Here is a 19407-nt window from a genome sequence, read left to right on the forward strand (position 1 = left end):
CTCGGCGCCCACATTCGCGAGGTGAAGTTTCCCGCCTATGAGAAGTTGGTCAGCCAGTGGATACCGATGTGCTCGGTCGAGACGGCCGAGGCGCATCTGGCGACGTATCAGTCGCGCAAACAGGAATACGGCCCCGACCTGGCGCAGCTGATCGAGCAGGGCCACACGATGACCGGCGTCGAGATCGCGGCGATTCATCACGAGCGGCTGAAATTCTCCGGCGCGCTGGCGGCGCTGTTCGAGGACATCGACTTGCTACTGGTGCCGACCATGCCGGTGCCGATCCCGACGCTGACCAAGATGGGTGAATACGGCGCCGATCCGAACGTGCTCTTGAACATCCTGCGCTTCACCGCCCCGTTCGATTTCAGCGGCAGCCCCACCATCACCATGCCGATGGGCATGTCGGACGATTCGATGCCGCTGAGTTTCCAACTGGTCGGGCCGCATCTGTCCGAGCACGTGCTGGCACGCGCCGGGCACGCCTATCAGTCGATCACGGATTGGCACACGCGGCGGCCACCGATCGGTTGATTGACGGCGTCGCGTCCGCGCTAATCCAAAGTGCGGGTCGAGATACCCAGGGCCTTGATCCGCGATGCCAGCGTCGTCGGCTTGATGTCGAGCATCGCGGCGGCGCCGTCGGGGCCGAAAACCTTGCCGTTGCAGGCCCGCAGCGCCGCCATGATGTTGGTTCGCTCGAGATCGCGCAACTCGGCGGCGGTCATCACAGCCGGGCGTGGTTCGATCTTCTGCTTGCCGCTCGATGGCGAATGCGAGCCGGACGGCTCGGGAAGGTCGAAGCGTAGCTTTCCATTTTGTGCCAGGATGGTGGCGCGCTCGATCACGTTCTGCAGTTCGCGAACGTTGCCGGGCCAATCGTAGCGCATCAGCCGGCGTACGTCGCCTTGCGACAATCGCAGGCCGGGCTTTTGATCGCGCCGTCCTCCCTCCAGGAAGTGTTGTGCCAGCAGCGGGATGTCCTCGCGGCGTTCGCGTAGCGGCACCGAGTGGATCGGAAACACGTTGAGGCGGAAGTACAGGTCCTCGCGAAACCGGCCGTGCTGCACCTCCTGCTTGAGATCGCGGTTGGTCGCAGCGATCAGACGGACGTCGACCTTGCGGGTGCGCTCGTCGCCGACACGCTCGAAGTTGCCCTCCTGCAGCACGCGCAGCAGTTTGCCCTGCAGTTCCAGCGGGATCTCGCCAACCTCGTCGAGAAACAAAGTGCCGCCATCGGCAAGTTCGAAGCGGCCGATGCGGTCGCGTAGCGCGCCTGTGAAGGCGCCCCGGGTGTGGCCGAAGAACTCGCTCTCGAACAATTCGCGCGGGATCGCGGCGCAATTGACGCGGATCAGTGGTCGTCCGCTGCGTGTACTCGCCTCGTGGATGGCGCGAGCGATCAGCTCCTTGCCGGTGCCGGACTCGCCGGTGATCAGCACGGCTGCGGTCGTCGGCGCCACGAGCTTGACCTGGCGTAGCGTAGTCTGGATCGCTTCGCTCTGGCCGATGATGCCGCGCGGATTGGTCTCGATCCGGATCTCTTCCTGCAGATAATCGTTCTCGAGCTGCAGCCGCTCGCGCAGGCGATCGACCTCGGCGAGCGCCGCGTGCAGCTTCTCATCGGCCTCGCGGCGCTGGCTGACGTCGCGAAAGACCACGACGGCGCCCGCGACATCGCCGGCGCGGTCGCGGATCGGCGTCGAGGTGTATTCGACCCAGACCGGCTTGCCGTCTTTGCGCCAGAACACCTCGCCATCGACAGTGTGTACCGCGCCGTCGCGGAACGCCGCGTAGATCGGGCAATCGTGGTCCGGATAGGCCCGGCCGTCGTGGTGCGTATGGTGCATCACCGCGTGAATCGACTGGCCGACCAGTTCGTCTGCGGTCCAGCCCAGCATCCGCTCCGCCGCAGGATTGACGAAGGTGGCTTTGCCCTCGGCATTGACGCCGTAAATGCCTTCGCCGGCGGCCGTCAGGATCAGCTGGTTCTCGCGCTCAATTTCCTGAAACATCCGCTCGACCCGTTGCCACGCCGGCAGGCCGTCATGAATGTAGTCATCGGCTGCGGCGTCGAGATCGCGGCGATGGCGCTGCTCAAGATCGTGCAGCGTGAGGAGCAGCAGTGTGCGGCCGCCTGCGGCGAGTGACCGCGCCGCATATTCGACGCGAAGCGATGTGCCGGATGCGTGAAGTGGCGCCAGACTGTGCGACCAGTAGGCGCCGCGATCGAGCACCGCCTGGGTGAAAACGATCAGCGCCGGAAATTGCCCCGCGTCGTGCAGCGCGCTGATACGCGTCGCCAGCAGCGTCACACGGTCGCGGCCCAGCAGCGCACACGCTGCCGCATTGACGTCGAGAATCGCGTCGGCCCCTGGGTCGAGCAGCAGCGCGGCTTCAGGCAGCGCGTCGAACGCCACCGCGCGCAGTAGCTCGGCAGTGTCTTGGACGGCGATGTCCAGCGGCGCCAGCTCCATTGCAAGCTCCGAAAACTCGTAATCGACCTACGATAATTCGTATAATACGAAATCTCGTAGAAGCCAAATTCGGGCGATGCTTGAGATCGCTTGCGAATTCTCCTGCGAGGCGCTGGCATACTCCTTGCGTAACTGAGCCCGACGTCACCGCAGGAGGGCTCATGTCCACGTTCGACAATCCGTTCGATCCCGACCGTCGCCTCGGCGCAGGATGCAGTTGCGGCCGGCATGCCAACGAGGCCGAGCACGCCGCCGATGCGGCGACGCCGGCACAGCAGCCGATGCTGGAAAGCGAGGACAAGCGCTTCGAGGGCGTCGTTGCCTCGGCGGTGATGCGCGCGATGTTTCCGCAGGACGCCTCGCGTCGCGCTTTCCTGAAAGCGGTCGGCGCCGGCTCTGCGCTCGCAGCCCTGTCGCAATTCTTCCCGCTGGCGACCGCGACCGAAGTGTTCGCCCAAGGCGGCCCGTTGGAAAAGAAGGACCTCAAGGTCGGCTTCATTCCGATCACCTGCGCGACGCCGATCATCATGGGCGCGCCGATGGGCTTCTACGCCAAGCACGGCCTTAATGTCGAAGTCGTCAAGACGGCCGGCTGGGCCGTGGTGCGCGACAAGACGATGAACAAGGAATACGACGCCGCCCACATGCTGGCGCCGATGCCGATCGCGATCACGCTCGGGCTCGGCGCCAATGCGGTGCCGTTCACCGTACCGGCGATCGAGAATATCAACGGCCAGGGCATCACGCTCGCCACCAAGCACAAGGACAAGCGCGATCCGAAGCTGTGGAAGGGCATGAAGCTCGCAGTGCCGTTCGACTATTCGATGCACAACTATCTGTTGCGCTACTATCTGGCCGAGCACGGCCTCGATCCGGATCAGGACGTGCAGATCCGCTCGGTGCCGCCGCCCGAAATGGTCGCCAACCTGCGCGCCGACAACATCGACGGCTTCCTGGCGCCAGACAACATCTGCCAGCGCGCGATCTATGACGGCGTCGGCTTCATGCACATCCTGTCGAAGGAAATCTGGGACGGCCACCCGTGCTGCAGCTTCGCGGCCAGCCGCGAGTTCATCACCACGGCGCCGAATTCGTTCGCGGCGCTCACCCGCGCGATCGTCGACGCCACCGCCTATGCGTCGAAGGCGGAAAACCGCAAGTCGATCGCCGAGGCGATCGCCCCCGCCAACTATCTCAACGCGCCGGTGACGGTGGTGGAGCAGGTGCTGACCGGGACCTATGCGGACGGCCTCGGCGAGATCAAGAACGATCCCAAGCGGGTCGATTTCGATCCGTTCCCCTGGCAATCGTTCGCGGTGTGGATCATGACCCAGATGAAGCGCTGGGGTCAGATCAAGGGCGACGTCGACTACAAGGCCGTCGCCGAGCAGGTCTATCTCGCGACCGATACCGCTAAGGTGATGAAGGACATGGGGCTGACGCCGCCGACCTCGGCGTACAAGTCCTTCACCGTGATGGGCAAGAGCTTCGATCCCCAGAAGCCGGACGATTACCTCGCCAGCTTCAAGATCAAGAAGGCGTCCTGAGCGATGGCCAAGTCTCTCACGCTGCGCGCCGCGCTGGTGTCGATTCTGCTGTTCCTCAGCTTCATCGGGGCCTGGCATCTGGCGACGCGCAGCACCGGCACAACCGCGGCGATGAGCCCCGAATACGCCAAGCTGATGGGGCTCACCGCCACGCAGGGCAAATCGGCGATGCCGGGTCCGCTCGATGTCGGCGCCAAGCTGTGGGAGCATCTCAAGCGGCCGTTCTACGATAATGGCCCGAACGACAAGGGACTCGGCATCCAGCTCGGCTATTCGATCGCGCGGGTGATGGCCGGTTACTTGCTGGCCGTGGTTGTGGCAATTCCGCTCGGCTTCCTCATTGGGATGTCGCCGCTGATGAGCAAGGCGCTGGATCCTTTCATCCAGGTGCTGAAGCCGATCTCGCCGCTCGCCTGGATGCCGCTGGCGCTCTACACCATCAAGGACTCCGGACTATCGGCGATCTTCGTCATCTTCATCTGTTCGATCTGGCCGATGCTGCTCAACACCGTGTTCGGCGTCGCCTCGGTGCGCAAGGAATGGGTCAACGTCGCCCGCACGCTCGAAGTCGGCACCGTGCGCCGCGCCTTCACGGTGATCCTGCCGGCCGCCGCGCCGACCATCCTCACCGGCATGCGCATCTCGATCGGCATCGCGTGGTTAGTTATCGTCGCGGCCGAAATGCTAGTAGGGGGTACGGGTATAGGGTACTTCGTCTGGAACGAATGGAACAATTTATCGATAGTGAATGTGATTATCGCTATCTTGGCGATTGGGGTGGTTGGGATGGTGCTTGATCAGATCCTCGCGCAGTTCACTCGGCTCGTGACGTTTCCGGAGTGAGTGCGATGGGGGACAAGTTCATCTCGATCGAAGGCATCGCCAAGCGCTATCCGGTGGCGGGTGGCGGGCAGACGACGATCTTCGAAGATCTGTGGCTGTCGCTGCCGCGCGGGGAGTTCGGCTGCGTCATCGGGCACTCGGGCTGCGGCAAGACCACGGTGCTCAACATCCTCGCCGGGCTCGATCAGCCGAGCGAGGGCGCGGTGATTGTCGACGGGCAGGCGATCGAGGGCCCCAGCCTCGACCGCGCGGTGATCTTCCAGAGCCATGCGCTGCTGCCGTGGCGCACCGTGATGGGCAACGTCGCCTACGCGGTGAGTTCGAAGTGGCGCAAGTGGGACAAGGCCAAGGTCCGCGCCCACGCCCAGCAGTTCATCGATCTGGTCGGCCTCACCGGCTCCGAGCACAAGCGGCCGTCGGAACTGTCGGGCGGCATGAAGCAGCGCGTCGGCATCGCGCGGGCGCTGAGTATCACGCCGAAGATCATGCTGATGGACGAGCCGTTCTCGGCGCTCGACGCGCTGACCCGCGGCTCGCTGCAGGACGAGGTTCGCCGCATCTGCCTCGAGACCGGGCAGACGACGTTCATGATCACCCACGACGTCGACGAGGCGATGTACCTCGCCGACAAGATCTTCCTGATGACCAACGGTCCCGGCGCCGTGGTGGCCGAGATCGTCGAGAATCCGCTGCCCAAGGACCGCGCCCGCATCGATCTGCACCGCCATCCTTATTACTACGCGCTACGCAACCACATCATCGATTTCCTGGTGACGCGCAGCAAGAGCTTTGCGGCCGAAAATCCGCAACACGATCACCGCAACGTGCCGCTGGTGCGGCCTGGCCTCGCCGAGCCGGCGCTGGTGCCGCAGCCGAGCGGCGTCGCCGTCCCCGGCGCGGCGCAGCTCCGCGCCAGCTGATTCATCCTCATCGAACTTCGCTATCTGCCAAGGAGACCGACCATGAAGCGTGCGCACCTCACCGAAAAGCTGCTCGACATCAAGCGCGAGAACGGCTGGAGCTGGAAATACATCTGCGAAAAGATCGGCGGCCATTCAGAAGTGCTGGTGGTCGGCGCGATCCTCGGCAACATGAAACTCACCAAGCCGCAGGCAGCGGCAGCCGGCGAGTTGTTCGGGCTGTCCAAGGTCGAGATCGCGATGCTCAACGAGGTGCCGATGCGCGGCGAAAACGTCACCATGCCGCCGACCGACCCTCTGATCTATCGCTTCTACGAGCTGGTGATGATCAATGGCCCGGCCTGGAAGGCGCTGATCGAGGAAGAATTCGGCGACGGCATCATGTCGGCGATCGACTTCGACATGGTGATGGACCGCCTTCCCAACCCGAAGGGCGACCGCGTCAAGATCACGATGTCGGGCAAGTTCCTGCCGTTCAAGTACTACGGGGCGACCGGCAACAACCAGGAATACGGCTTCAAGGAGGAGTGACGAGCTGCGCTCCTCCTCACGCCAAGTCATCGTCAGACATAGTCATGCCCGGGCTTGTCCCGCCTGCGCGGCCGAAGCCGCTCCGGCGCGGCGGAGGCCCGGGCATCCACGCCTTTAAGGCCGGAAGTGCGCGTCAAGGTGTGGATAGCCGGGAGCAGCCCGGCCATGACGAGGTGGAGAGGCAGGCCGCCTTTCGAGAAGCTTGGTGCATCTCAACCCGCACAGCGTCATGGTGAGGAGGCGCGCAGCGCCGTCTCGAACCATGAAGCCACGCAGGCAACGCGCCTCTCGCTCATCCTTCGAGACGCCCGGCTGCGCCGAGCTCCTCAGGATGAGGTCCCGTGCGGTGGAGGGGTTCACCGTCTCGAACGATGAGGGGGCAAGCCGTCCTTCGCATGTACCCAAGTCCCCCTGCAAAAATCACATGCGGATGCGCGGTTGAGGGCACGTCTCAACGGCGGGCGAGCCTGTATGGTCGTGCAAGCCGTGAGCCGCCCGGCTCACCATCAGCAAACTCGCGCCGTAGCCCGACATCCAGGCCATGCCGCGCGCATCGCAGCCGTTCGGTTGCGACTTAGTGAAGCCGCAAGCATCGCGCAGACGATGCACCGCGGACGAGGAGGAGACTGCATGAGACATCTTCGGCGAATGCTCGTCGGCGCGGCCGTGCTGTTCGCGGCCGGCAGCGGTGCGGCACAAGCGGGCGGCAGCTACGATCCGGGCGCCAGCGACAGCGCCATCAAGCTCGGCCAGACCATGCCGTATTCCGGGCCGGCGTCGGCCTATTCGGTGATCGGCCGTGCCGAGGCTGCTTACTTCAAGATGCTGAACGAGAAGGGCGGCATCAACGGTCGCAAGATCGAACTGCTCAGCATGGACGATGCCTATTCGCCGTCCAAGACGGTCGAGCAGGTCCGCCGGCTGGTCGAGAGCGACGAAGTGCTGGCGCTGTTCTCCAATCTCGGCACCGGCCCGAACATCGCTGTGCAGAAATATCTCAACGTCAAGAAAGTGCCGCAGCTGTTTCCGTACAGCGGCGCTAGCCGCTGGAACGACGCCGCGCATTTTCCATGGAGCACCGGCTCGCAGCCGACCTACAAGACCGAAGGCAAGATCTACGCGAAGTGGATTCTCGCCAACAAGCCGAACGCCAAGATCGCGGTGATCACGCCGGCCGAGGAAGCCGGCCGCGATTATCTGGCCGGCTTCAAGGAGGGGCTCGGCGAGCATGTGAACCAGATCGTGTCGGAGGCGGTGTACGAGTCCACCGATCCGACCGTCGACTCGCAGATCGTCAAGTTCAAGGCTGCCGGCGCCGACGTGCTGTTCAACGAATGCACGCCGAAATTCGCCGCGCAGGTGATCAAGAAGGCCGCCGAGCTCGGCTGGAAGCCGCAGATCATCCTGCCGGCGGTGTCGAATTCGGTCGGCTCGGTGCTCAAGCCGGCGGGGCTCGAGAATGCGGTCGGCATCGTCACCGGCGCCTATCTGAAGGACCCGGGCGATCCGCGCTGGGCCAACGATCCCGGCATGCAGCAATGGCGCGACTGGATGCAGGCCTATAATCCCGGCGCCGATCCGGCCGATATCTTCAACGTCTCCGGCTACACTTTCGCGCAGATGATGGAGCTGGTGCTGAAGCGTGCCGGCGACGATCTCACGCGGGCGAACCTGATGAAGCAGGCGGAGTCGCTGCACGATGTCGAGATGCCGATGCTGCTGCCTGGCATCAAGCTGCAGATGTCGCCCGATCAGCGCATCCCGATCCGGCAATTGCAGATGGCGCGGTTCAACGGCACATCATGGGAGCTGTTCGGTGACGTGCTGAGCGAGTAGTCGGCACAAAGCCGATCGCGGCGCCCGCTGCGTCCGAACTGCGATCGTGCCGCCAGCCCGGCACGGTCGTTTCCATTCCTCCCATCGCGAACCATCATGACCGAACCGACCGGGCCGCTCGCCGGCATCCGCATTCTCGATCTCACCAGCGTGCTGTTCGGCCCCTACGCGGCGCAGATCCTCGGCGACTGGGGCGCCGACGTCATCAAGATCGAGACGCTCGACGGCGACATGTGGCGCTACGCCGGCGCGTTCCGCAATCGCGGCATGAGCGGTCAGTTCATGGCGGTGAACCGCAACAAGCGCAGCCTCGCGCTCGATCTCAAGCATCCGGACGGCAAGGCGGCGCTGCAGCGGCTGATCCCGACCGCCGACGTGCTGGTCACCAATGTGCGGCCGGCCGCGATGGCGCGGCTCGGCTTCGGCTATGAGGACTGCCGCGCGCTCAACCCGCGGCTGATCTACGCGGCGGCGACCGGCTTCGGTCAGGAGGGCCCGTGGGCCAAGCGGCCGGCGTTCGACGAGATCATCCAGGCGGCGTCCGGGCTGGCCTCGTCGATCGGCTCGGACGATGCGCCGCAATTCGTGCCGAGCCTGGTCGGCGACAAGATCTGCGGCCAGGCGATGGCTGGCGCGGTGTCGGCTGCGCTGTTCAGCCGCGAGCGTTCCGGCAAGGGGCAGCTGGTCGAAGTGCCGATGCTGGAAACCATCGCCGGCTTCAACAGCATCGAGATGCTCGGCGGCTACGCATTCGATCCGCCGATCGGCCCCGCGGGCTACAAGCGGATGAAGGAGCGCAAGCCGGTCCGCACCAAGGACGGCTGGATCACCATGCTGCCGTACTCCGGGGACAATTGGTGCGCGTTCTTCGCGGCCGTCGGCCGGCCCGAACTGATCGACGAACTGCAAGTGCGCGACCCGGTGGCGCGCGCCGAGAACATCGACCGCATTTACGCGGCGATGAACGAGATCGCGGTGAACCGTACCACGGCGGAATGGCAGGAGCTGCTGCTGCGTCTCGACGTGCCGCACACCGCCTTCGCGCGGATCAGCGAAATCACCGAGCAGGAGCACCTCAAGGCGGTCGATTACTTCACCGCGATCGATCACCCGACCGAAGGCAAGATCCGCCAGGCCCGTCCCGCCACCAAATTTTCCGAAGCCCCGCCGAACATGCACCGCGTTCCGCCAAGGCTCGGCGAACACTCGCGCGAAGTGCTGGCGGAGGTCGGTTACAGCAGCGCGGAGATCGACACGCTGGTAGCAGCGCGCGCGGCCGGCGAGGGGTGAGGCGCACGAAGAGCGGTAGGCCGCTGGAGAGGGGGGCGGATATGCCGCCGGCTCGTTACGCTTGTATCACCCCGGCGACTTACTGATTGACGAGCCGCATCGCATAGCGCGCTCCCTCTCCCGCTTGCGGGAGAGGGTTGGGGTGAGGGCGACGCGAGCACAGTGCTTGTGTGAAAGCGACGCGTACTCAGTGCCTGGGGACCCCCACCCCCGACCCCTCCCCGCAAGGGGGAGGGGAGAAGGGGCGCCGTCATCGCCGCCGCCGTCCGCGTCTTGCCTTCGGCGGGTGTAGGGCCGGGTGGTCGTCGGGCGGTGAATACGCGTCTTCGAACAGCTGCATGGCCTCGTCGGGGACCTTGTCTACGTCGACGCCGCCGCGGTGGATTTCCTTGATGGCGGCGCGGATGGCTTCGTCGCGGGAGATCCACCACGAGCCTGGGTACGCGGTGCCATCCGGCGCGCGGCGGCGGCGCCGGCGACCCATCGCTTCGAGCCGGGCCATCTTCAGCACCTGCAGCGCCTGCATCAATTTGTCGATGTCGACCTGCGGGGCTGTTTCGAGCTCACGGATGGCGCGCTCGGCGAGCAGCCGCAGCCGCTCGGCGAGCTTGCGCAGCTTCAGCTTCTGACTGGCGCGGATGCTCGGCACCGTGTCGGTGGCGCGCGGCGCGAACAGCGGGCGCTGCCAGCCGCCGTCGCGCGTCCAGCGGCAGATGCTGGCGCGGCCGACGCCGGTCTTCCGGCTGATCTCGCCATAGGTCAGCGTCGTCTGCTCGATCAGCCGGCGCACCTCGACCGTCTTGGCGTCGGTATGCGGCCGGCGCCAGCCGGGCGGCCGCTTGCCGACGATCGGCGTCTCGCCGTCCTCCGGCTCCGGCGGTGGCACACGCAAACGAAAGATCGGAGGATCGAACAGGGAGCGCATGCCGAGGAATATAATCCGCGCACGCGCGTCTGGCAAGGGCGCCGCGACCGCCGGCAGGCGCGCGGACTAATCGGTTTCCGGGTCCCGGGCGGGCGGCAGACACAGGTCGAAGGTGGTGCCCTGGCCCAGCGCCGACCGGACCTCGATCGATCCGCCGTGCAGCCGCACGATCGCGTGGCACAGCGCGAGCCCGACGCCCATGCCGGCCGATTTGGTGGTGAAGAACGGCTCGAAGATCCTGGCGCGAACCGCGTCCGACATCCCGCAGCCGCTGTCTTCGATCGCCAGATGCACGAAGCCGTCGTCGGCCGCCGCGGTCCGGATCACCAGCCGGCGCTCCGCCGGCGCCGTCGTCGCCATGGCGTGGATGGCGTTGGTGACGAGATTGAGCACCACCTGCCGGAGCTGAACGCGGTCCGCCAGAACGGGGCGATGGTCGCCGGCAAATGCGGTCACCACCTGAATGCCGTGGGCCGTCAGATCCTCGGCTGCGAGGCGGACGACGTCGTGTACCAGATCGACCGGACAGACCGGCATCAGCGTCGCGCGCCGCTGCTGCACCAGCGCCCGCAGCGAGTTGATGATCTCGGCCGCGCGGCGCGCGGCGTCGCCGATATTGCGCAGGCCGTCGCGGGCTTCGTCGATCTCGGGCTGCGGGCGGTCGAGCCAGCGCAGACCCACATCGGCGTGGGTGATGATCCCGGCCAATGGCTGATTGATCTCGTGCACGATCGACGCGGCGAAACTTCCGAGCGCGATCAGCGGCGCGAGATCGGGATTGCACGGCTGCGGCGCGTCCGCCGACACGGGGCCGCCGGGCCGCACGCGGCGTGCGAGGTGCGCGGCTTTGCCGTCGGCGCCCCATTGCTGATAGCAGGCGATGGCGGCTTGGAAGCAACCCTGTGCCGGCGTCGGAAGGCCGGCGTCCAGATAGGATGCGCCGGCAAGCTCGTGGGCGAGCGCGCACTCGTGGGTGAGGCCGGCTTTGGCGGCGGCCTCGGCTGCGCGCTCGTACAAGGCCTGTGCGCCGGTGGCGTCGCCGATCAGTCGCGCCGCTTCGGCCTCCAGCAACAGGTGCTTGCTCTGGAAATGGCTGGGGTCGAGCCGCGCCGAGACTTCGAAACGATCGCGCGCCGCGATCAGGTGCTCGGTGCCGTGCAGCGGCGTCATTCCCCGCGGCGTCGGACGGGAATGGGCCAGCGCCAGGAAGAAACAATTGTCCGCCCGGTCCATATGGGCCGGCGCGGAGGCGCCGAGGTCCATGGTCTTGTCGATCTGACGGGACCTGTGGAGATGCTCGGCGGCGCGATCGTCCTGATTGAAGAACACCGCGGCGATGCCGGCGTAGTGATGCAGCCAGAACAGCGTGGCGGCCGACACCGGGGGCTCTTCGCTGGCACAGCCGATCTCGAACTGCCCGGTGCGGAGCGCGTCGATCAGCTCGAGTTGAGCCTGATGGATACGCGCGATGCCGCTGGTGCCGATCGCGGCCGCGATCCTCTGGCGCATCGCCGGAAGGTCGCCGCCCGCCAGCAACGGCTCCGGCAGCGCGCTTGCGCCGTCGCGGGGCATCGCGAACGGGCGCGCGGGCAGTGCGGAGGCGCTGCGCTGGGCGGGCGAACGAGGGGCGGTGAGCAGATCCTCGCACCAGCCGATCCAGCGCAGGGCCTCGGCGCTGATCGCCGGATCGTCCAGCGTCCGGCGGGACGGCCGGGGCCGATCCGTCACTTTATCGTGTTGGTGCTGCTGATCTGTGGCCAATAGCAAGTCTCTAGGCTGCTTGATCACGGCCCGCAGCCTGACATCTGAGGCGCTCGTCGTCTTTGCACGAAGCGGCATTGTTTTTGCCTGGATTGACGTTCTTGATCCGGGAACCGTTGCGGCTAGATTGTCGCGAGACCCATGCGGCGGCCCACAACGCGGCGGAGGAATGAAATGGCGCAATTCGAGGTGTTTGGGGATCGGAAATTTCCGACCGCCGGGTTGCTCCTCACTTCGGCCGGCCGGGATTGGGGCGGAGTGTCCGCTCAGCTCCGCAATCACGCCGCCTGCGAAGTCCCCGCCCCGTTGCCCGACGAGATGGAAGTCACCTTCGCGATGACGACGTCGCCGGGTGGCCGTGTCGAGCGCAGCTCCGGCGGCCATTTTCAGGACACGGCGGTGCGTAGCGGCACGCTGTGGTTCTGTCCGATCGGGGTCCGCGAGGATTCGATCCGGATCACCCAGCCGCTTTCCAACATTCTGCATGTCTTCCTGTCGAAGTCGCACTTCGACGGCTTCGCCGAGATCAGCTCGCGGACGCCGTCGCCCGCCAACGTCGCTTATCTGGCGGATGTCGACGACGAACTGGTGCGGCAGCTCTGCCTGCGGATTCATCGCGAACTGAGCGAAGAGACCAGCGGCGGCAAACTGCTGATCGAGTGCCTGTCACAGGCGCTGATCGCGCATCTGGTCACGAGCTATTCGAGCGACGCCAGGCCGAGGCTCGATCCCGAGCGGTCGACCAGCCGGCTCGACGACGCGCGGCTGCGGCGCGTGCTCGACTATATCCACGCGAACATCGACCAGGATCTGTCGCTGACCAAGCTGTCCGAGGTCGCCTGCCTGAGCAAGCATCACTTCGCCCGCGCGTTCCGCGATGCGACCGGCGCGCCGCCGCATCGCTACATCAGCGCGCGGCGGCTCGATCATGCGGTGAGTCTGCTCAAGGGCTCGCAATCGAGCCTGGCGGATATCGCCTATCTGTGCCGTTTCTCGTCGCAGGCGACTTTCACCCGCGCGTTCCGCCGCCAGGTCGGGATGTCGCCGGGTGAGTATCGGCGGCGGTCGGCGACCTGACGGCCGCGGATCGATACCTCACCGGTTCAGATCATTTCGAGCGCCAGCGCGATGCCCTGGCCGCCGCCGATGCACAGCGTCACCATGCCTTTGCGCAGGCCGTCGCGCTTCATCGCGTGCAGCAGCCGCGTGGTCAGGATCGCGCCGGTGGCGCCGATCGGGTGACCGTGCGCGATCGCGCCGCCGTCGACATTGACGATGTCCTCGGGCAGCCCGAGCTCTTTCATCACGGCGAGCGGGACCGCGGCGAACGCCTCGTTGATCTCGATGCGTTCGATGTCTGACAGCTTCCAGCCGGCGCGGTCGACCGCCTTGCGCACGGCCGGGACGGGGCCGAGGCCGAACAGGCCGGGCTCCACCGCTGCGACGCCGTAGCCGGCCAGCCGCGCGATCGGGGTGATGCCGGCGGCGTCGGCGAAGCCGCGTCCGGCCACGATCATCGCAGCCGCGGCGCTGTTGAGGCCGGGCGCGTTGCCGGCCGTGATCGTGCCGTCGGGGCGGAATGCCGGCTTCAGCCTGGCGAGCACGTCGACCGTGGTGTCCGGACGTGGCGCCTCGTCGGCCGCGAAGGTCTCCGGTCCCTTGCGGCCCTTGACGGTGACCGGGACGATCTCGTCGTCGAACCGGCCGGCCTTCTGGGCCGCTGCGAAGCGCTGCTGCGAGCGCGCGGCGAATTCGTCTTGGGCCGAACGGGTGATCTGCAGCTTGCTGACGAGATCCTCGGTGTGCCAGCCGGAGTGCTGGCCGGAGAACGCGTCGTTGAGGCCGTCGGTGAGCATGCTGTCGAGCACTTCGGCCGGACCCATCCGGTAGCCCCAGCGGCCCCCCGTCATCAGATACGGCGCCCGGTCCATGTTCTCCATGCCGCCAGCGACCGCGAGGTCGATATCGCCGACCGCGATTTCCTGCGCGGCGGTGAGGATCGCCTGGGCGCCCGAGCCGCAGACGCGATTGACCGTGTAGGCCGGCACCGACACCGGCAGGTCGCCGCCGATCGACGCCTGCCGCGCCGGATTCATCCGGTTGCCGGCCTGGATCACATTGCCCATCACCACCGAGCCGACCGTATCGGGTGCCAGCCCTGCGCGCCGCAGCGCCTCGCGGATTGCAACGCTGCCGAGTTCGGTCGCGGGCGTGCCTTTCAGCGCGCCGTTATAGGCGCCGATCGCGGTCCGGACCGGATGGCAGAGAACGATGTCGCGTGCGCTCATGACGGACTCCTCAGTATGCGCGATGGCGGGCCGGATGTCGCTTCGAAGGCATCGCGCGCGGCGTCGCCGGTGACCGAGAGCGGCCGCCCGAGGCGTAATGTATGATGATCATCATTTCATCGCAAGCGCGAAGGCGCCGCTCGCGCGGGCTGCTGCGCGGCGCGGCCTTACAGATCGATCACATCGACCTGATGATCGGCCAGCGACAGTGCGAGGTCGGCGACGTGGCGATGGTGGGTGAACAGGATCATCTGCCGCTGCCGGCCGGCCGCGGCGAGCAGGCGCAGCGTCGCCAGCGTACGGCGATCGTCGAAGCTCGCGAGCAGGTCATCACCGATGAACGGCAGCGGCTCGGAGGCGCGTCGCTCGAGCAGCGCGAGGCGCAGCGCGAGAAACAGCTGATCGCGCGTGCCCTCGCTCAATCCGGACAGCGGCACGCGCCCCCCTGAATCACGGCGTGCCACCAACGTCGGCTCGTCCTCGTCGCCGTAATCGATGCCGAGCCCGGCAAACGCCTCGGCGGTCGCCAGCGCGAACAGCTCGCCGGCCCGTGCGACCATCGGGTCCTGCACCTTGGCACGGTGCAGTTCGACGACACGGCGAGCCAACAAAGCGGCGGCCGAGCGCAGCAGCCAGTCTTCGGCGATGGAGAGCAGTTCGGCGCCTGCCTCGCGGCGCCGGATCGCGGCGCCCGCGGCGTCGCGGCCCTTGGTCAGCGCGTCGAGTTCGCGCTGACGCTGATAGTGGGCCGCCGAAGCGTCGGCGATATCCTTGAGCAGCCGCGTTTGTTGCTCGCTCGCGCTGGCGATGTCGGCCTGCAGCCGGTCGAGGTCGATGCCCTCGCGCTCCTGGCGCAGCGCGGTCTCGTCGTGACCGTCGGCGATTTCGAAGAGATTGCGGCGCAGCTCCGTCTGTTCGGTCTGCAGCCGCAGCCGGACAGCGAGCCGTTCGAGCAGCTCCGGCACCGCGGCGCTGTCGGCGCTGTCGGCGCCGAGCGTATTGCCGGCGTGCTGCAGCGTGTCGAGGCTCGCGGCGAGCCGGCTGACCAGCGCGCCGCGGTTGATGGTGCGCTTGGCCGCATTGTCGTGCAGGCGACGGCAGGCCTCGCTGGCGCGGCGAGCCTCGTCGAGCCGTTCGGCGAGCCGCGGCACCGCCTCCTGCGCCGCCAGATGACTGATATCCGATGCGACCCGCGCCAGCAGATCGGCAACGTCGCGGTCGAACTCCTGCAGATCGGACGTGATAGTATCGACGCTGCGGCTCTCGCGGTCGAGATTGGCGCGCGGGACGCCAACCGCGTTCCACACCGCGAGGGCGGCGTCGGCCTGCGCCGGTGAGGCATCCGCGGCGAGGCCGATCGCGGCCATCGTCTGCGGCCAATGCTGTCGTAGATCCGCAAGGCTGCGCTCGCAGGTCGTGCGCGCGGCCTCAGCCTCGGCGAGATCACGTTCGATGCGGGCGCGAGTCGCGGCGCGCGCCTTGGCGTCGCTCCACGCCGACACCAGCTGATCGAGCCGCCCTTTGGCCTCGCGATACAGCACGCCGGCGGATGCATCGGCATCGCCCGGGCGGCCGACGCTGTCGAGGAAGCCGAGTGTCGCCGCCTTGCCGTCGCTGAGCGCCATCGCCTGGGCGTCAATCGCGGCGCGCTGCAGGTCGCTCTTGCCGAGCCGGCCGATGATGTCGTCGAGCCGGTCGCGCCAGCGCAGCATCTCGGGCGCGGCCGCCGGCTGCAGGCCGGACGCGGCCCACACCTTCGCCCAGCCCTGTGCGATGTCCGCCAGTCCTTGCTGCAGCCCGGCGCGCTTGGCGATCAGACGCTCGCGTTCGCCGCCGGTTTCGGCGATGCGCCGCTGCGCGTCTTCGTGCCGGGTGGCGCGTTCGGTGTCGGTCAGCAGCGAGTCGGTGATGCCGTCGATCGCGCGCGACGCTTCGGCGACACCGTCGAAGCGCTGCCGGCGTTCGTCGCGATCGCCATCGAGCCCGTCGTACAGCGCGCCGAGGCGGTCGTCGCGCGTCTGCCGCGCGGCGATCAGTTCGGCTTTGGTCGGCACCGCGCCGGAGCTCGACAGCCGCGCCAGCTCGGCCTCCAGCGCCGCGATGGCGTCGTCGAGCTTCGCGATCTCCACATCGAGCCGCTTCAGTTCGGTCTCGCTGAGCTCGAACGCGCTGGCGAATTTGCTGATAGTGGCGCGGTCGGGCGCCGGCAGGGCGCGCACGCGGTCGGGCTCGCCCGGCGACGGATCAAGCGCGGCGACCGCATGGCTAATCGCCTCGAGCTCGACCGCCAGCGCGGCGCGGTCGCGGCGCAGCCGCTCCTCCTGCGCTGGGATGTCGCCGAGCGCCTCGAAGCGTTGGCGCAGCGGTTCGAGATCGACCAGATGCGGATCGTCGCCGGTCGCCGCCTGACTGTCGCGCTCGCGCTGCACCCGCTGGTAGCGGGCCTCGATATCGGCGAGCTCCTTGGCGGTGCTCCGCATCCGCTCGATGCGGTCGCGCGCCTCGGCGAGCGCCGGCTCGGTCGGCAGGGCGGCGAGCAATTCGGCATGCGAACCGAGCCCGAGCTTGCGGGCGCAATCGTCCAGCGCGGCCTCGGCGCTGGCGCGATCGTGGCGTCGCCGCGGCAGGTCGGACGCCGCCTTGCGCACCGCGCCGAGCCGCTCGCGCAGCGACTCGATCGTGCCGGCCTCGGCGAGCAGCGCCTCGTCCACATGGATGGTGGCGATCTCCGCGGCGTCCGCCGCGGCGGCAGCGTCGAGCGTCGCGATCTCGGCTTCCAGCGCGGTCTTGCTGTCGAGCGCCGCGCGCCATTCGGCGAGCGTCGCCTCCGCGACGTGCGGCAGATCGGCGTGCTCCGCCAGCTCGGCCTCGATACGATCGAGACGCGTCAGTGGCGAGCGCACCCGCCATGTACGCTGCCAGCGCGCCAGCGTGCTGCCGCAGGCGGCGTGCTCGGCCTTCAGTTTCTCCAGCTCGGCGGCGGCCTGCTCCACCGCGCCCTGCAGCTGTCGCAGCATGTCGCGGGTGACGATGGCGTCGCGGAGTTCTCTGTCGGCCGCGTCGCGGCGCTCGGCCGCCAGATAGAACGGCTTGCTGGCGGATTTGCGCGACGTGAACAGCTCGTCGGCCTGCTGCTGCAGCCGGTCCTTGATGCGCGACAGTTCGGCCATGCCGGCCGAACTCGCCGCGAGCGTTTCGGCCAGCCGGCCGCCGGCGCCGAGCAGTTCGTCGCCGCCTTCGCGCAGCGCCTGCGCGGTCATGCCGAATTCGCGATTGAAGGCGGTGCGCGAGACGTCACCGAGCAGCGCCGCGAGGTGATCGTCGGGCAGCGGCTGATCGTCGGCATCCAGCAGCGTGTTCTTGTTGCCCTTGCGACGGCGCGCGGTGATCAGCCGGCCGTCGGAATGGCGAAAGCTGCCGCCGAGCCGCAGCAGCTTGCTGTCATGCTTGAAGTCGTAATCGGTGCGCCCGCCGAAGCCGAACAGGAGGTCGCCGATCGCCGTCAGCGCCGAGGTCTTGCCGGCCTCGTTGGCGCCGAGCACGATGTGCAGCGACGCCTGAGGGGCGAACGGCACGATCCGGTCGGTGAAGATGCCGTAGCGCTCCAGCGCGAGCTGCTCGATTCTCACGGCAGCTCTCCGGCCAGCAGCGCGCGGGCGTCGTCCGACAGGCTGCCGAGCACGTCGGACGCGGCGAACTCTTCGTGCAGGTCGCGCGGCAGCTTCGCCTTGATGGTCTCGGTAAGCTCCGCCAGCGCGGCCGCGAGGCCGGGATCCTGCGCGCCTTCGGCCAGCAGCGCCGCGACGTCGATGTCGTCGCTCTCCGGGCGCGCCACGGCAGTCTGGGCCGGCAGCGTCGTCTTGATCTTGATCTGCTCGATCCAGCAGTCGGCGGCGAGATGCAGCGCGGCGGCGCGCAGATCGTCCTGCAACGCTTCGCGGCGGGCCAGCAGCCTGTTGTGCAGCGGCGTCGCGCCGGTCAGCGTGACGCGCACCGCGAGCGCGCGGCCCTCGCTCTGCGCATGGAGTTCGGTGAGCCGCTCGCTCACCAGCGCCGATACCTGTGACTCCTCGACCAGGCCCGTGCTGTCGATCGTCAGGTGTGCCCAGCGCGCGCCGTCGAGCGCCAGCGGCGTCACATCGACGACGCGGCCGTCCTCGACGGTGACCCGCATCGCGCCCTTGGCGCCGGTCTCGCGGACGCTGCGGCCTTGCAGATTGCCCGGAAACACGATCCATGGATCGCGGTGAACGATCTCGGCGGCGTGGATGTGACCGAGCGCCCAGTAGTCGTAGCCGAACCGCCGCAAGTCATCGACGCTACACGGCGCGTAGCCCTCGTGGCCGCGCGTGCCATCGAGCGAGGTGTGCAGTACGCCGATGTTGAGCCAGCCCTCGCGACGGGACGGATAGCTCGCAACGAAATCCGCGTTGACGCGGTCGGCGAAGCTGCGGCCGTGCAGCGCGACGCGAAAGCTGTCGAGTTCGACGGTCGCGGCCTTGGTGGGAAACACCGTGACGCTGTCGGGGTAAGGCAGGCCGCGCGACATCAGGCTGTCGGCGTCGTGATTGCCCTTGACGATGAACACCGGAATTCCGGCGCGATGCAGCGCGCCGAGCGCGCCGACGAAGAACAGCCCGGTGGTGACGTCCTTCCAGTCGCCGTCGAAGATGTCGCCGGCGATGATCAGGAACGCGGCATTGCTGGCGATCGTCTCGTCGACCAGCGCCTGCACCGCCTTGCGCCCCGCCTCCGCAAACCGCCGCGCCACCTCTTCATTCTTCGCCCGCAGCCCGGCGAGCGGGCTGTCGATGTGCAGATCGGCGGCATGGATGAAGGTGAAGCGCATGGTGATCAGTGTATTAAAAATGAGGGGAGCGGACGGGGATAGGAGGCCGAGAAAATGCCCGGCGTGTTCATGATATGTCCGGGCTCGCTTCGATCGTGCCGGACTGCTTGTTCGCTTTCAAATCCAATATCATCAATGAT

General features: G+C 67.2%; 14 protein-coding genes. 8 read left to right on the top strand and 6 right to left on the bottom strand.

All coding sequences use genetic code 11. The annotated features are described in order from the left end of the window. Window positions 1-534 (top strand): amidase family protein (locus ACOJTD_RS22490; protein ID WP_420135071.1); only part of this gene is annotated, 534 nt, incomplete at its 5' end. Between the two features lie 20 nt (window positions 535-554). Here ACOJTD_RS22490 and ACOJTD_RS22495 read toward each other — a convergent pair. Beyond that, complete coding sequence (locus ACOJTD_RS22495; RefSeq protein WP_420135072.1) at window positions 555-2477, bottom strand: sigma 54-interacting transcriptional regulator; 1923 nt, start codon at window positions 2475-2477, stop codon at window positions 555-557. Between the two features lie 161 nt (window positions 2478-2638). On the opposite strand from ACOJTD_RS22495, the gene ACOJTD_RS22500 reads away from it, so the two are divergent. The 6 genes from ACOJTD_RS22500 (at window position 2639) to ACOJTD_RS22525 (ending at window position 9444) form a co-directional block, all read left to right on the top strand. Beyond that, on the top strand, window positions 2639-4024 hold the full coding sequence (locus tag ACOJTD_RS22500) for a CmpA/NrtA family ABC transporter substrate-binding protein (protein WP_420135073.1): 1386 nt from the start codon (window positions 2639-2641) through the stop codon (window positions 4022-4024). Between the two features lie 3 nt (window positions 4025-4027). Then, complete coding sequence (ntrB, locus tag ACOJTD_RS22505; protein ID WP_420135074.1) at window positions 4028-4867, top strand: nitrate ABC transporter permease; 840 nt, start codon at window positions 4028-4030, stop codon at window positions 4865-4867. A 5-nt stretch (window positions 4868-4872) separates the two neighbouring features. Then, a complete protein-coding gene (locus ACOJTD_RS22510) occupies window positions 4873-5787 on the top strand; it encodes an ABC transporter ATP-binding protein (protein ID WP_420135075.1) in 915 nt (304 codons plus the stop codon). A 42-nt stretch (window positions 5788-5829) separates the two neighbouring features. Next, entirely contained in the window at window positions 5830-6318 is a 489-nt protein-coding gene (gene cynS, locus ACOJTD_RS22515; RefSeq protein ID WP_054165644.1) for a cyanase, read from the top strand. A 630-nt stretch (window positions 6319-6948) separates the two neighbouring features. Next, window positions 6949-8154 (top strand): ABC transporter substrate-binding protein, encoded by a 1206-nt coding sequence (locus ACOJTD_RS22520; protein WP_420135076.1) that lies wholly within the window; start codon window positions 6949-6951, stop codon window positions 8152-8154. Window positions 8155-8250: 96 nt separating this feature from the next. Next, complete coding sequence (locus tag ACOJTD_RS22525) at window positions 8251-9444, top strand: CaiB/BaiF CoA transferase family protein (RefSeq protein WP_420135077.1); 1194 nt, start codon at window positions 8251-8253, stop codon at window positions 9442-9444. Window positions 9445-9694: 250 nt separating this feature from the next. On the opposite strand, the gene ACOJTD_RS22530 is transcribed toward ACOJTD_RS22525, so the two are convergent. Then, entirely contained in the window at window positions 9695-10330 is a 636-nt protein-coding gene (locus ACOJTD_RS22530; RefSeq protein ID WP_420135097.1) for a hypothetical protein, read from the bottom strand. Window positions 10331-10435: 105 nt separating this feature from the next. Continuing rightward, window positions 10436-12097, bottom strand: coding sequence for a sensor histidine kinase (locus ACOJTD_RS22535; RefSeq protein WP_420135078.1), 1662 nt, complete (start codon window positions 12095-12097; stop codon window positions 10436-10438). A gap of 291 nt (window positions 12098-12388) precedes the next feature. Here ACOJTD_RS22535 and ACOJTD_RS22540 point away from each other — a divergent pair, with 291 nt between their 5' ends. Then, window positions 12389-13207: a helix-turn-helix domain-containing protein gene (locus tag ACOJTD_RS22540; protein ID WP_420135079.1), complete on the top strand. Its 819-nt coding sequence runs from the start codon at window positions 12389-12391 to the stop codon at window positions 13205-13207. A 26-nt stretch (window positions 13208-13233) separates the two neighbouring features. Here the strand turns inward: ACOJTD_RS22540 and ACOJTD_RS22545 are convergent, their stop codons facing one another. From ACOJTD_RS22545 to ACOJTD_RS22555, 3 genes are all read right to left on the bottom strand, one after another. After that, on the bottom strand, window positions 13234-14418 hold the full coding sequence (locus tag ACOJTD_RS22545; protein ID WP_420135080.1) for a thiolase family protein: 1185 nt from the start codon (window positions 14416-14418) through the stop codon (window positions 13234-13236). 167 nt (window positions 14419-14585) lie between these two features. Beyond that, a complete protein-coding gene (locus ACOJTD_RS22550) occupies window positions 14586-18047 on the bottom strand; it encodes an AAA family ATPase (protein WP_420135081.1) in 3462 nt (1153 codons plus the stop codon). Beyond that, a complete protein-coding gene (locus tag ACOJTD_RS22555) occupies window positions 18044-19267 on the bottom strand; it encodes a metallophosphoesterase family protein (protein WP_420135082.1) in 1224 nt (407 codons plus the stop codon). Before ACOJTD_RS22555 ends, ACOJTD_RS22550 begins: the two co-directional genes overlap by 4 nt. Window positions 19268-19407: the final 140 nt, after the last annotated feature.

This window comes from Rhodopseudomonas sp. (genome assembly GCF_048594845.1).
Taxonomy (GTDB): domain Bacteria; phylum Pseudomonadota; class Alphaproteobacteria; order Rhizobiales; family Xanthobacteraceae; genus Rhodopseudomonas.